This window comes from Type-A symbiont of Plautia stali, from assembly GCF_059731155.1.
Genome location: NZ_AP035891.1, coordinates 3,590,176 through 3,603,288 on the forward strand (window position 1 = coordinate 3,590,176; position 13,113 = coordinate 3,603,288).

The following is a 13,113-nucleotide window of genomic DNA, read 5'->3' on the forward strand; positions in this document are numbered from 1 at the left end:
GCGTTCGGGCCCGCATTCCGGAGGAGAGTCTTTTGCAACGCGAACAGATCCTTGAGCATGCGCTGAATGTGCTCGAACAGAGCGGCCTAGCCGCGACCACCTCGCTGCAGCAGCTGGCTAGCGGCCTCACCAGCGATCAGCTGGAGCGCTACTGGCCCGATCGCGATGCCCTGCTGTATGACGCGCTGCGCTTTCACGGCCAGCAGATCGACAGCTGGCGCCGCCAGGTGCAGCTGGATGAGCGCCTCAGTGCGGCACAAAAGCTGCTGGCGCGTTACGACGTGCTGGCAGAGCACGTCAGTAAAGGCCGCTTTCCCGGCTGCCTGTTTATTGCCGCCTGCAGTTTCTATCCCCAGCCGGATCAGCCGGTGCACCAGCTCGCCGAACAGCAGAAGCGCAGTTCCTGGCAGTTCACCCATGAAATCCTCGTCGACCTGGCGCTGGACAACCCCAGCATGGTGGCCGATCAGATGGAGCTGATCCTCGAAGGCTGTTTGAGTAAGCTGCTGGTGAAGCGCAACGTGCAGGATGTCGCTACCGCGCGGCGTCTGGCTGAAGATGTGTTGAGCATCGCGCTGTGTCGGCAAAACGGCGTGCTGGCGTAGGCTTTTTGCCCACCCTGTCTGAAAAGCAGGCAATCAGTCACGATTGCTACGCTTTTTTTACGAAACCCGTTGACGGCTGTGAGCCATTAGGGTTTAATGCGCCCCGTTGCCCGGATAGCTCAGTCGGTAGAGCAGGGGATTGAAAATCCCCGTGTCGGTGGTTCGATTCCGCCTCCGGGCACCACTCTTCAGAGCCTGTTTGTTAGGGGTTGAGATCCTTAACGGGCATGACAGTGGTCCCCAGCATGATGTTGGTAGTTTGCTTACCGCACCATTGTTGAACACGGGACTTAAAGTCCGGAGGATGTTGTAGCATCCTCTGGACTTTTCACATTCTTAAAAAATACTTCAGCATCGTATTTACCTTTAGAAATGTTTTCTGTCAATCTTTTGTAAAGGTTTGCCTCCCTTTTTCCTCATTAAGAATCATATCGTTAAGATTTGACTTAAGATTACTCTTAGGCCACCTCCAGCTGTTCGAGAACGCTCCTGACCTTGTTAATGTCGCTCTCTACGTATTGCAGAGTGACTGCAGTCGTTGAATGGCCCAGAAGATCCTGAGCCATTTTCAGGTTTCGGTCAGGCATACTCATCAGATTTGTAGCTATTGTGTGCCGGAATCGATGAGGACTCACAACAAAACCACATTCATTTGAAAGCCGGCGAAAAAATGCACGCAATGGTGGATTATCCATGTTTTCACTTGTCTCATTCCTGCGCCCATCGAATCGAGATAAATAGAAAAGCTGATCCTCCATCTTTGCCCCTCTTTCAAGAGAACGGTTATAAAGCATTTCTAATCTTGGTCTCAGATGACGAGTGATCGGAACAAGATGCTCGCGATGGTTTTTTGCTCCTTCCGGTCGAAGGCTTATCCAGTTATGCATAAAATTAACGTCACATAATCGTATATGCAGAAGCTGATTCTGCCTCATCCCTGTCCTTCGTAAAGCATCCAGCACGGTAAGCCAGAACCATGCAGGCCTCAATGCCGACCTGTGGTTATAGTTTTTACCATACTGTTCATCTTCCTCCCTTGCCTCCATTAAAAGGTATATTTTATTAATCTGGATGTCCGTTAGGGTTTTCTTTCGCTTAACATCTGGCCGTGCAATCTTTCCATTAAAGGAATTTTTAGTTGCCGAATATACCCTTCCTCTATTGCAAAGTTAAACAATGCTATCATATGTGTAAGCTTATTGTTCCATGTGGTTTTTGTTAGACCTTCCACACTAATCACATGCCTACGCCAGTTTAAAACCAACCTATCATCAACATTAGCAGGAGATATGGCTGCTCCTGAAAATTTGAGGAAAGTCTTTAATACTTTCCTGTAACTCCATTCAGTTGCTACTCGCAGTAGTCTTACTAAAAAAATATCCTTCAATAAGTTCATCAAATGAACATGTATCTTTCATTTTGACCTCAGTTTTATAAATGTTCTCCAGCCTGTCATTTCTTGGCAGAAAGCCATATGCTGTCCGAAAGACTGCTCCCTTTTTTAAATATAATGTCGGCATTAATCATATAGCCTGACACCTTTGTAAAACGACCGCTCTTATCCGGCGTATCGTATTGATGGTAATGAAATAACCCCTTACCATTTCGTGAATGGTGTACGTTCAGTGCCTCGAAACTTTTTTGTAGTCTGGCCTTATCTTTATCACCGCCTCCAGCAGTCGTGATGTAACGGTAAAAACAGGCCGGTGAGACCACAAAAACAAACTGCGCCAGAACGTGAAGAAGACTGTCCTTTTCGTTGACGCTCAGCGTGCCGTCCTCAATGCTGTCCCTGATCCACTCCAGAAATAACACACCGGCTTGTTCTCCTTGGTCTTCCCTGTTTTCATCGGAATGAAACGCATCAGTTGTAAACGGCGTGGCTGGACGATTATCCGAAGAAGAATTATCCATTGCCGTAGCATTTTTCCCTTCAGCCATTAAATCAAGCAATGACAGGAGATTCTCCGTAGATACCTGCGCCTGTACTTCTTCTCCCGTACTGATGTCGTTTTCTCCAGAAAGAAGCGGCACCTCAGCTTCAAGTGCGGATTCCAGCACCAATAAGGGCACAGGCGGGACAGTCTTAGCAGGCGATAACTCGCCTTCCTGACCAGAACTATAGTCTACAGCTCCAGTTTTAATTGGCACTAAAGAACATTCAGCATTATCGATACTGGACAATGAGTTAGGTTTTATTTCATATAATTTCGGGGGGTATGGTCTGTTACAGGTGTTATATTAACCAGAGAGGCCTGCTGCGTTTTTTGACCGGACATTACGGTCTCATTTGAAAGACCGCAGCTGCTCAGCAGCATCGTTCACAATACTGGTTAGTATCTAGGCTTCGGCACGGCGTCCTGATAGAAAGAGCAGGAGCGTATCAGACAGAGCAGGCCAGCGCTGAAGCCACAGCAGGGCCGCCTCAGGCAATAGTCTCAGCGCCACAAATACGCAGTTCATCTCGCCTGAGGGTTCTGTGGTCTGCCTGACCCGCCACTGATCTCCGGGCACGCTCAGGCCGGGATACCAGATCCGACCGTTTTTCAGAGCTCCTTCCACCTGCATCAGCTAGGGCAGATGATGGAAAAGCCCTGCCCTGTATGCGGCACAGACCCAGCCGGGCGTTTGCTCAGCCTGTTCTTCTGGCGTGGTCCCAGGTGGCAGCATCATGCCGCGGACAAGCCTGACCGCACGCGCGGCCACGTTCAGGCTGAGTTCATTAAATCCTCCGGGACCAGAGTACGGACCGGACCAGGCTGCCGGGCAGGGCTGCATTCTTGCCGCCATCTCCTCCAGTGGCCTGAGCCACCAGGCTTCAGTGACTTCCTTTGAAAGCGGGCTGTTATCTGTCAGCACCCGGATGAGGCGGCGATTTTCGTTTGTCTGCAGTAGCGCACTGCCCGTATGAGCAGGGTGCCAGCTACCGTCAGCAACAGGCCGGGATAATGTGTCACACTTAGAGAGTCTCTCTCCGAGCTGGTTTTCCTGTCTGCCCCTGCCTGTTAGCCAGTTAAGTCCAATCACCGTCACCTCCGTCGGAATATGCCTGCTTAATATGACGCTAAGCTAAAAGCCCTCCAGACAATTTCAACCGGAAACCCGGAAACGTCTCTGACAGAAATCCTGCTTGTTAAAATATTCAAATGTGGTTTCAGATTTTCTGGGTGCTCTGGTAACAGCGTGATGCTTTACTGCATGCCTCTGATTACACCGGTATCGTGAGCCATCGTATGCAGAAATTCTTTGTTTTCTTTTTTTATGATCTAGCTGGCCCTGTGCGCGACGATGAACCTGAGTTATACCCTCTAGGGCACATCCACCGGGTTTTATCTGGTATGGGTGCTACTGCTCTGTCTTCCCTTCCTGCTTCGCCCTCTCGCGTGGGCAGAGCGGCAGTTCAGGCCGGCGATGACGTTGATCCGCCATCGTCGCAGACGGGCGTGGGTGCACCTTGCCCCTGGCAGCCCACCACAGATCTGACGCCAGAGCGAGTCAATCATTTCTGGCAAAGCGTGAACGCATCAACCTGCCTGGCGCTGGAGAAACACCACACCGTTATCATTTCCTCGCACCTTCTGACTGGCAATCGTGCCCGTCGGTTACTGGCCTGCATTGAGGAAAATGGACTCACCGTCCAGCAACGGACTTACCGTATCCCCTTCACACCGGCAATGAGGGCGCTGATGCAGTTGGAGATCCTTTTCCGACAGTGGCGCTGGCGCACGGACTTCCGCACATACTGGCCCGTGCTGATACTTCGGAGCAAAACTTTTTAACCTTAAACCGGGGGAGTCTAGAGCTGGGCCGTCGGGTTTAGAACACGTTCAGATTAATGCTGACAGATTTTATTTGCGGATCTATACTTGGACGGCAGGGTGATGGCGTTCCACCTTTCCCAACCGTTCCGTTCCGGAACTGATGACGCCTGATGTGACTCTTGATTTTCAGGAGGTGCGTCAGGCCGTCCTTACTTTCTTCCCGGCCTGCGTACTTCCCTCTATGGGGAGATACCTGTGATACACGTTTTTGGCCACATCAATCCTGACAGCGACGCTATCTGCACGGCCGTCGTCGTCACACACTTGGCTGACCGGGCGCTGCATGGACGCCCGCCCATGGCGCCTCGGCGAGGCTAACCGCGAAACCCGATTTATCTTTGACGCCGCCGGACTCACGCCGCCGCCGCTGCTTTCCTTTCCGTTGCAGGACGAACGGGTCTGGCTGGTTGACTTCACCGAGCCGGCGCAGGGGCCTGTCGATCTGCTCCGGAGCAACATCGTGGGCATTACTGATCACCACCGGCTGGGCGGGCTGGTAACGCAACTGCCGCCGGAGGTCCACATACGCCCGCTTGGCAGCAGCGCCACGCTGCTGTGGCTGCTAATGGACGCTGAAGGGCGCCGTACGCTGCCCACGACACTCGCCGTTCTTCTGCTGGGCGCACTCCTGAGCGACACCGTGAATCTTCGCTCACCTACCACGACCGAAGACGACATCAGTTCGGCTACCGAGCTGGGCGTGCTATCCGGCGTAAACCGCAGAGCCTTCGCCCGTGACCTCCTCACCGCAAAAACAGACGTCAGCGGCCTCAGCGCACAGCAGCTGCTGAACAGGGACCTCAAGACTTTCGTCATTGACGGTACCGACGTGCGCATTGCCCAGATTGAGGTCAGCTCACCGTCACAGGCTGCCCCCGTGATGGACGACCTGCTTGCGGCCCAGGCGTATCTGGCAGACCAGTCTGGTGCCGCCCTGGCGGTGCTGATGCTGACCGACATCCGTGCGGGTTTTTCAACGCTTTACTTCGTCGGGCGTAAGAGCGTCAACGCGGCCTCCAGCTCCGTACCGGGCATGCTCAGCCGCAAAAAACAGCTTCTGCCGTGGCTTAAGTCCCACCTTAACCAGAACGGGAGTTCACTATGACATGCTATACCCACGCAATGATACTTGTGAGTGATAAAGACGACGGCGCCCTCCTGCTGAATCGGGCGGCCGCGCTGGCGCAGCCGCTCGGCATGAAAATCACCCTAGCCCACATCAGCGACGACTACCGGGAGATGAACTACGTGTCCGACAGTCTGATGGACGACGTCGTGTCGGAGGAGGTGGTGAAGGCCAAGGTGTTCCTGAGCGAGCTGGCTTCCTCCGTGCCAGAGAAGGTCGATACGCGGGAGCTGGTGACCATGCGCCGCTTTGAGGACGTGGAGAAGTACATCGCGGAACTGGGCGTGGACCTCATGCTTGCCGGGCACAGCAACCGCTTTATGGGAATGCTGACGTCCCACTCAGCGGAATACATTAACCACCTCACGGTGGATGTACTTATCACTCATCTGACTGACTGAGCAGGGAGAAACTTTATGCGCTTTACACTGGATAATGTGACCGCTCGTGAAATTCTTGACTCGCGCGGTAACCCTACCGTAGAAGTCGAAGCCCGGACTGCGGACGGGATGATGGCGCGTGCCTCGGTGCCTTCCGGGGCCAGCACCGGGTCGCGTGAGGCCTCTGAACGCCGCGACGGCGACGCCCGCCGTTTTGGTAGCAAAGGCGTACTGGATGCCGTCAGGGCGGTTAATACGGAAATCTGCGAGGCCGTGCGCGGCAGAGACGTGCGTGAACAGAGGCAAGTGGACAACATCATGCTGGCGCTGGACGGTACGGAGAACAAGGGGCGCCTGGGTGCGAATGCCATTCTGGGCGTGTCGCTGGCGGTGGCCCGGCTGGCGGGCACAGACCTCGCACGAACCGCTCTGGCGCTACCTGGGGGGCCTGCAGGCAAACCTGCTGCCCGTGCCGTGCATGAACATTATCAACGGCGGCGTTCACGCCCGCGGTCAGGGCGCGGACTTTCAGGAGTTCATGATAGCGCCACACGGCGCGCCCACGCTGCGCGAGGCCGTGCGTCAGCGCAGCGAGGTCTACCAGACGCTGCGCCAGACCCTGCTGGACGAGAACCTCTCAGCAGCAGTGGGCGACGAAGGCGGCTTTGCCCCTGCCGTGTCGTCTAACCGGGATCCGCTGGCATTTATCGTACAGGCGATTGAGAAGGCGGGATACAGTCCCGGAGAGGACATCAGCATCTGCATGGACCCCGCCTCAAGTGAGTTTTTTGCAGACGGTAAATATCATCTGCGCACCGAGGGCAGCGCGCTGAGCGCGGCGGAAATGACGGCGTATTACGGCGAGCTGATGGACCAGTTTCCCATCATCCTGCTAGAAGACGGCCTGGCCGAGGACGACTGGGTGGGATGGAAGCATCTGCACCAGCAGCTTGCGGGCCGGGCCGAGCTGGTTGGCGACGACCTGTTTGTCACCAACGTAAAGTACATCCAGCGCGGCATTGACGAAAACCTCGCCAGCGCCGCGCTGATTAAGCTCAATCAGATAGGCTCGCTCAGCGAAACGCTGGACGCCGTAGCGCTCTGCCAGCGGCACGGCTGGGGCGCGTTCATGTCCCACCAAAGCGGGGAAACGACGGACACGTTCCTTGCCGACCTGACCGTGGCCCTGCGCGCGGGACACCTGAAAACCGGTGCGCCATGCCGCGGCGAACGCGTGGAAAAGTACAACCAGCTTATGCGCATTGAGCAGGCACTGGGTAACGATGCACGCTATGCGGGTCCTAACGCGTTTGTGCGCCGCACGTAACACATCCGCCGGACAGCCAGCTTCTGGCACAGGAGCACTGCATATGTGCATATTCAACGCTGGTTATTCTGCGCCACGGCGAAAGCCTGTGGAACCGTGAAAATCGCTTTACCGGATGGACAGACGTGCCGCTGACGGACCGGGGGCGGCAGGAGGCTGACCGAGCCGGTGACGCGCTGCGGGCCTGCTGCCCGACCGCGTTTTCACTTCGGTTATGACGCGCTGTGTTCACACGGTCTGGCGGGTGCTGGACCGTCTTGACCGCAGCTGGACGCCAGTGGAAAAAACTGGCGGCTGAACAAGCGGCATTACGGCGCGCTGCAGGGGCTGAACAAGGACGCCACTACCCGGCTGATGGGCGAAGAGACCATCCGGCTCTGGCGCAAAAGCTTCAACGGCATTCCGCCTGCGGACGCGGAGGCACTGGCGCAGCTGCGTCGGGATCCACGCTACCGCCGCGTTGCGCTGGCCGATCTGCCTGCAACGGAAAGCCTGAAAATGACGCTGCGCCGCGTCATGCTTTACTAGCAGTACGTTGTGTTGCCGTACCTGCGCTGCGGAGGTGTCGTTCTTGTCGTGGCGCACGGCAACACGCTGCGTGCCTTGGCCGCCTTTCTGGACGGTATGTCTCACGACAGTGTGGCAGAGCTGCATATCCCGACCGGGTTGCCGGCCGTGTATAAAATGGATGCGGCCGCACAGGTCGTGTCCCGTTATGTTCTGAATGTGAAAAAATAACAGGAGTGAACGTGAATCAGCTTTTTGCCGTCATCACCGGTAGTGCTTTAGGGTGTGTTATCCGCTGGCAGCTGGGCGCGCGCCTGAACGCGCTTTTTCCGAACCTGCCGCCGGGGAAGCTGCTGGTCAATCTGCTGGATGGATTTATCATCGGGGCAGCGCTGGCGTATTTTCTGCGCCATCCTGGCCTCGATCCGGCCTAGCGACTGCTCATTACTACCGGGCTGTGTGGCGGAATGACGACCTTCTCCACGTTCTCGGCTGAGGTTTTTACTCTGCTGCAGTCCGGCAGCTATGCCTGTGCCATCGCCTCGGTGCTGATACACGTACTGGGTTCGCTGGTCATGACGGCGGTCGGATTTTATATCATGACGCTGTGTGGTTAACCCGGGCTACACCGCCTTAACCCCAAGGAGACCTCTGTGTAACTGTCGCCACACTGAGGTCAGACCGTTTAATTTTGTCGGTAGGAAGCACTACTTTCTGCGCGTCAAACCAGACTGGGTTTGCGGTTATAATCCATCCAGTACGTTAAAGTCCTTCTCCATGGATAATCAAGTGTTTTAGATTCATCTTCACCCCAGCTACAGGAGGCCGTCTAGATCATTATGGTTATGAGCTTTACTCATCATGTATAACATCATGAGCATGTGATGATGTTGTGTGATACTTTAACGCGAAGCGGTCAAGCACAAGGTGTTCCATTTTTTCCAGTGACACCCCTTTAGTTTCAGGTACATATCGGCGCACAAAACACCAAGAAATGAAGTGGCACACTAAATTTGGCCACCTGAACAGAGGTGATATGCTCACCTCAGAACAACACAGGTGCCATAATGAAAAAAAGAAATTTCAGCGCAGAGTTTAAACGCGAAGCCGCTCAACTGGTCCTTGATCAGAACTACACCGTTGCAGCTGCGGCCAATGCTATGGATGTGGGTCTTTCTACCATGACGCGATGGGGAAAACAGTTGCGGGATGAACGACAGGGCAAAATACCTAAAGCCTCCCCTATAACCCCGGAACAGATTGAAATACGCGAGCTGAAGAAAAAGCTACAACGTATTGAAATGGAAAACGACATATTAAAAAAGGCTACCCACCGGTATAAACGTGGTGGTCATGAACACATCGTTATCCCGAATCGCCTTGAGCGACAGTTCGCAGTGACAGAGCCTAATCAGGTGTGGTGCGGCGATGTGACGTACATCTGGACAGGCAGGCGTTGGGCTTACCTCGCTGTTGTTCTCGATCTGTTGGCAAGGAAACCGGTAGGCTGGGCAATGTCATTCTCACCGGACAGCAGGCTGACCATCAAAGCGCAGGAAATGGCGTGGGAAACTCGCGGTAAACCAGCCGGAGCGATGTTCCACAGTGACCAGGGTAGCCACTATACAAGCAGGCAGTTACTGTGGCGTTGCCGGATCAGGCAGAGTATGATCCGACGTGGAAACTGTTGGGACAACAGCCCGATGGAACGCTTCTTCAGAAGTCTGAAAAACGAGTGGGTGCCAGTGACAGGTTATATAAACTTTAGCGAAGCTGCACATGCGATCACAGACTATATCGTCGGATATTACAGCTCGCTAAGGCCGCATGACTATAACGGTGGGTTACCCCCAAACGAATCGGAAAACCGATACTGGAAAAACTCTAAAGCGGTGGCCAGTTTTAGTTGACCACTTCACTGCTAAGTTCTCTGGATGTCAAGGCCAGGTAAGGTTCTTCGCGTTGCATCGAATTAAACCACATGCTCCACCGCTTGTGCGGGCCCCCGTCAATTCATTTGAGTTTTAACCTTGCGGCCGTACTCCCCAGGCGGTCGACTTAACGCGTTAGCTCCGGAAGTTACGCCTCAAGGGCACAACCTCCAAGTCGACATCGTTTACGGCGTGGACTACCAGGGTATCTAATCCTGTTTGCTCCCCACGCTTTCGCACCTGAGCGTCAGTCTTCGTCCAGGGGGCCGCCTTCGCCACCGGTATTCCTCCAGATCTCTACGCATTTCACCGCTACACCTGGAATTCTACCCCCCTCTACGAGACTCAAGCCTGCCAGTTTCAAATGCAGTTCCCAGGTTAAGCCCGGGGATTTCACATCTGACTTAACAGACCGCCTGCGTGCGCTTTACGCCCAGTAATTCCGATTAACGCTTGCACCCTCCGTATTACCGCGGCTGCTGGCACGGAGTTAGCCGGTGCTTCTTCTGCGGGTAACGTCAATCGGCGAGGTTATTAACCTCACCGCCTTCCTCCCCGCTGAAAGTACTTTACAACCCGAAAGCCTTCTTCATACACGCGGCATGGCTGCATCAGGCTTGCGCCCATTGTGCAATATTCCTCACTGCTGCCTCCCGTAGGAGTCTGGACCGTGTCTCAGTTCCAGTGTGGCTGGTCATCCTCTCAGACCAGCTAGGGATCGTCGCCTAGGTGAGCCATTACCCCACCTACTAGCTAATCCCATCTGGGCACATCCGATGGTGTGAGGCCCGAAGGTCCCCCACTTTGGTCTCGCGACGTTATGCGGTATTAGCTACCGTTTCCAGTAGTTATCCCCCTCCATCGGGCAGTTTCCCAGACATTACTCACCCGTCCGCCACTCGCCACCCAAAGAGCAAGCTCTTCTGTGCTGCCGTTCGACTTGCATGTGTTAGGCCTGCCGCCAGCGTTCAATCTGAGCCATGATCAAACTCTTCAATTTAAAGTTTGATTTGCTGCAACCAGTGCAGCGATGCTCTGTGAATTAAACTTCGTAATGAATTACGTGTTCACTCAGCAAAGACTTGATATTTTTTAAAGCCCGCAGGCTTGCGATATCAATCCTGCGAGTGCCCACACAGATTGTCTGATAAATTGTTAAAGAGCGGTGCGACGCGGCGTTCGGCCTGTTGTCGCAAGGTCGCGTATATTACGCTTTCCTCCTTCAGAGTCAAACACTTTTTTCAGCGTTTTTCTCCGGCGGGGTGAATCGCTTCACGCCCTGCTGAGCCGCCTGCGTTGCCGCTTTGCCGTCTCAGTGGTGGCGCATTATAGGGAGTTAATTCTGGCTGACAAGGGTTTATTGCAAAAAAATTATCGTTCGGCCTAAATTTCACCACTACGCGTTATTTTGCGGCAATTTGCCTGATAACTGTGCGAAATCCTGGGCAAAAAGCGTGACTTGCTGCCAGTCAGTGTATTCAACTTCTTTGGTTGTATCCGTTTCGCCGCCGGTCATACGCATAATGAACTGAATCATGATGCGATCGAACCAGCGATAGCGTGGATACTGCAGCGCACCGGCAAACACCGCACAGCGATCCGGCTGCCATGGTGACTGCTCCAGGAATTTACGCGTATAGGCATTGGTTTCCGGCGTGCACTTATCGGCTTTGCGCGCAGTAAGATTGACGCTGAAAAAGCCGCTGACGCGCTGCTGCAGTTCCGCCTTATGTTGCGTGACGAATTTCATCAGCTCGGGCTGGAAATGGCCATAACGGATCGAGGCGCCAATCAGCACGCGATCATACTGTGCCCACTCCACTTGCGGTGCCTGCGCCAGATCCAGCACATCACACAGCTGCTGCGGTGTCAGCGTGCGGGCAATACGCGCCGCGATTTCACGGGTTTGCCCGTCACGGCTGGAATAAATAATTAACGCTTTCATCACTCATTCCTGTTTTATTATTCGCGCCAGAAGTTGGGCGTGAACAGCACCAGCAGCGTGAACACTTCAAGGCGTCCAAACAGCATGGTGGAGATTAAAATCCACTTGGCGACATCATTCATTGACGTGAAGTTATCTGCCACCACACCTAGACCCGGGCCAAGGTTATTCAGCGTCGCCGCCACCGCGGCGAAGGCCGAGAAGTCATCCACGCCGGTGGCGATAATCGCCAGCATGCTGACCAGAAACACCAGCGCGTAAGCCGAGAAAAAGCCCCAGACCGCTTCGAGAATACGTTCCGGCAGCGCACGGTTCCCCAGCTTAATGGTATAGACCGCATTGGGATGCACCAAGCGTTTCAGTTCGCGCGACCCTTGCTTGCACAGCAGCAAAATGCGAATCACCTTCAGACCACCGCCGGTCGAACCCGCCATACCGCCGATAAAGGCTGAACACAGCAGCAGCACCGGCAGGAACAGCGGCCAGCGCGCAATACTGTCGGTGGTAAAGCCAGCCGTCGTCGCCATCGATACCACCTGGAAAAACGCCTGATTGAGGGTTTGCCAGCCGCTGGAATAGACATTATGGAACCACAGCACCAGAGTACAAATCAGCACCAGCGTCAGCTGCACGCCAATGAACATGCGGAATTCCGGATCGCGCCAGTAGACTTTCAGGTTTCGCCCGCTGAGCAACGAGAAGTGCAGGCCGTAGTTACAGCCGGAGATCAGCAGGAAAATCGCCACGATGGTATTAATGGTTGGGCTATTGAAGTAGCCGATGCTGGCATCATGGGTAGAAAAACCGCCGATGGCGATGGTCGAGAAGCTGTGGCCGATAGCATCAAACATCGGCATGCCTGCCAGCCACAGCGCCAGCGCACAGGCCACCGTTAGCAGCACGTAAATCAGCCACAGGGTTTTAGCCGTTTCGGCAATGCGCGGGCGCATTTTGTTATCTTTCAGCGGTCCCGGCATCTCGGCGCGGTACAGCTGCATGCCGCCGACGCCGAGAATCGGCAGAATGGCCACCGCCAGCACAATGATTCCCATGCCGCCAAGCCACTGCAGCATCTGGCGATAGAACAGAATAGCTTTGGGCAGCGAGTAGAGCCCCACTAACGTGGTGGCACCGGTGGTGGTTAAGCCAGAGAATGACTCAAAGAAGGCATCGGTCACCGACAGGTGTGGCTGCTCGGCGAAGATAAACGGCATCGCCCCCACGCTGCCCAGCACGGTCCAGAACAGCACCACAATCAGAAAGCCTTCACGTGGTTTCAGCTCACTTTTTTGTTTGCGGTTGGGCCACCACAGCAGCGAACCGATGACGATCGCCATCATAAACGTCTGACTGAACGCGCGCCCGGCACCGTCGCGATAAATCAGGGCCACTAAGCCGGGCAGGATCATGGTTACCGAGAACAGAATCACCAGCAGGCCCACGATGCGGGTAATGGCGCGAAAATGCATTC

General features: G+C 54.6%; 11 protein-coding genes, 1 tRNA gene, 4 pseudogenes, 1 riboswitch and 1 other annotated feature. Of the genes and pseudogenes, 11 read left to right on the plus strand and 5 right to left on the minus strand.

What is annotated here, in order from left to right:
* Positions 1–32 precede the first annotated feature (32 nt).
* Both dicD and AC6I8M_RS19175 read left to right on the plus strand, forming a co-directional pair.
* Entirely contained in the window at positions 33–605 is a 573-nt protein-coding gene (gene dicD / locus AC6I8M_RS19170; protein ID WP_010616468.1) for a division control transcriptional repressor DicD, read from the plus strand.
* Positions 606–713: 108 nt separating this feature from the next.
* Positions 714–789 (plus strand) — tRNA-Phe (locus AC6I8M_RS19175).
* Between the two features lie 274 nt (positions 790–1,063).
* On the opposite strand, the pseudogene AC6I8M_RS19180 reads toward AC6I8M_RS19175, so the two are convergent.
* The 3 genes and pseudogenes from AC6I8M_RS19180 to AC6I8M_RS19190 form a co-directional block, all read right to left on the minus strand.
* A pseudogene (locus tag AC6I8M_RS19180) lies at positions 1,064–2,023 on the minus strand (tyrosine-type recombinase/integrase).
* Between the two features lie 34 nt (positions 2,024–2,057).
* Positions 2,058–2,789 carry a conjugal transfer nickase/helicase domain-containing protein gene (locus tag AC6I8M_RS19185; protein WP_022547989.1) on the minus strand — a complete coding sequence of 244 codons (732 nt, stop codon included), beginning with the start codon at positions 2,787–2,789 and terminating at the stop codon, positions 2,058–2,060.
* 387 nt (positions 2,790–3,176) lie between these two features.
* Positions 3,177–3,638, minus strand: a complete 462-nt coding sequence (locus tag AC6I8M_RS19190) for a TraI domain-containing protein (protein WP_498013569.1) — start codon at positions 3,636–3,638, stop codon at positions 3,177–3,179.
* A 200-nt stretch (positions 3,639–3,838) separates the two neighbouring features.
* Here AC6I8M_RS19190 and AC6I8M_RS19195 point away from each other — a divergent pair, with 200 nt between their 5' ends.
* The 9 genes and pseudogenes from AC6I8M_RS19195 (at position 3,839) to AC6I8M_RS19235 (ending at position 9,676) form a co-directional block, all read left to right on the plus strand.
* A complete protein-coding gene (locus AC6I8M_RS19195) occupies positions 3,839–4,384 on the plus strand; it encodes a hypothetical protein (protein ID WP_010616470.1) in 546 nt (181 codons plus the stop codon).
* 89 nt (positions 4,385–4,473) lie between these two features.
* A riboswitch (Fluoride riboswitch) is annotated at positions 4,474–4,543 on the plus strand.
* A 78-nt stretch (positions 4,544–4,621) separates the two neighbouring features.
* A pseudogene (locus tag AC6I8M_RS19200) lies at positions 4,622–5,531 on the plus strand (DHHA2 domain-containing protein).
* Positions 5,528–5,953 carry a universal stress protein gene (locus tag AC6I8M_RS19205; RefSeq protein WP_010616473.1) on the plus strand — a complete coding sequence of 142 codons (426 nt, stop codon included), beginning with the start codon at positions 5,528–5,530 and terminating at the stop codon, positions 5,951–5,953. Before AC6I8M_RS19200 ends, AC6I8M_RS19205 begins: the two are co-directional and overlap by 4 nt.
* A gap of 15 nt (positions 5,954–5,968) precedes the next feature.
* A pseudogene (gene eno, locus AC6I8M_RS19210) lies at positions 5,969–7,259 on the plus strand (phosphopyruvate hydratase).
* 86 nt (positions 7,260–7,345) lie between these two features.
* Positions 7,346–7,477, plus strand: a complete 132-nt coding sequence (locus AC6I8M_RS19215; protein ID WP_498013835.1) for a histidine phosphatase family protein — start codon at positions 7,346–7,348, stop codon at positions 7,475–7,477.
* A gap of 109 nt (positions 7,478–7,586) precedes the next feature.
* The gene (locus AC6I8M_RS19220; RefSeq protein WP_498013836.1) at positions 7,587–7,787 is read left to right on the plus strand and encodes a hypothetical protein; all 201 of its coding nucleotides are present in this window, start codon (positions 7,587–7,589) and stop codon (positions 7,785–7,787) included.
* 9 nt (positions 7,788–7,796) lie between these two features.
* A complete protein-coding gene (locus AC6I8M_RS19225; protein WP_022547993.1) occupies positions 7,797–7,997 on the plus strand; it encodes a 2,3-bisphosphoglycerate-dependent phosphoglycerate mutase in 201 nt (66 codons plus the stop codon).
* A gap of 11 nt (positions 7,998–8,008) precedes the next feature.
* A pseudogene (gene crcB, locus AC6I8M_RS19230) lies at positions 8,009–8,383 on the plus strand (fluoride efflux transporter CrcB).
* A gap of 450 nt (positions 8,384–8,833) precedes the next feature.
* Entirely contained in the window at positions 8,834–9,676 is an 843-nt protein-coding gene (locus AC6I8M_RS19235) for an IS3 family transposase (protein ID WP_022537112.1), read from the plus strand.
* Positions 9,677–9,814: 138 nt separating this feature from the next.
* Positions 9,815–10,689: a sequence feature (16S ribosomal RNA rRNA prediction is too short), on the minus strand.
* Positions 10,690–11,093: 404 nt separating this feature from the next.
* Here the strand turns inward: AC6I8M_RS19235 and hemG are convergent.
* Together hemG and trkH are read right to left on the minus strand one after the other, a co-directional pair.
* Positions 11,094–11,642 carry a menaquinone-dependent protoporphyrinogen IX dehydrogenase gene (hemG, locus tag AC6I8M_RS19240; protein ID WP_010618205.1) on the minus strand — a complete coding sequence of 183 codons (549 nt, stop codon included), beginning with the start codon at positions 11,640–11,642 and terminating at the stop codon, positions 11,094–11,096.
* 17 nt (positions 11,643–11,659) lie between these two features.
* Complete coding sequence (trkH, locus tag AC6I8M_RS19245) at positions 11,660–13,111, minus strand: Trk system potassium transporter TrkH (RefSeq protein ID WP_498013570.1); 1,452 nt, start codon at positions 13,109–13,111, stop codon at positions 11,660–11,662.
* Positions 13,112–13,113 lie beyond the last annotated feature (2 nt).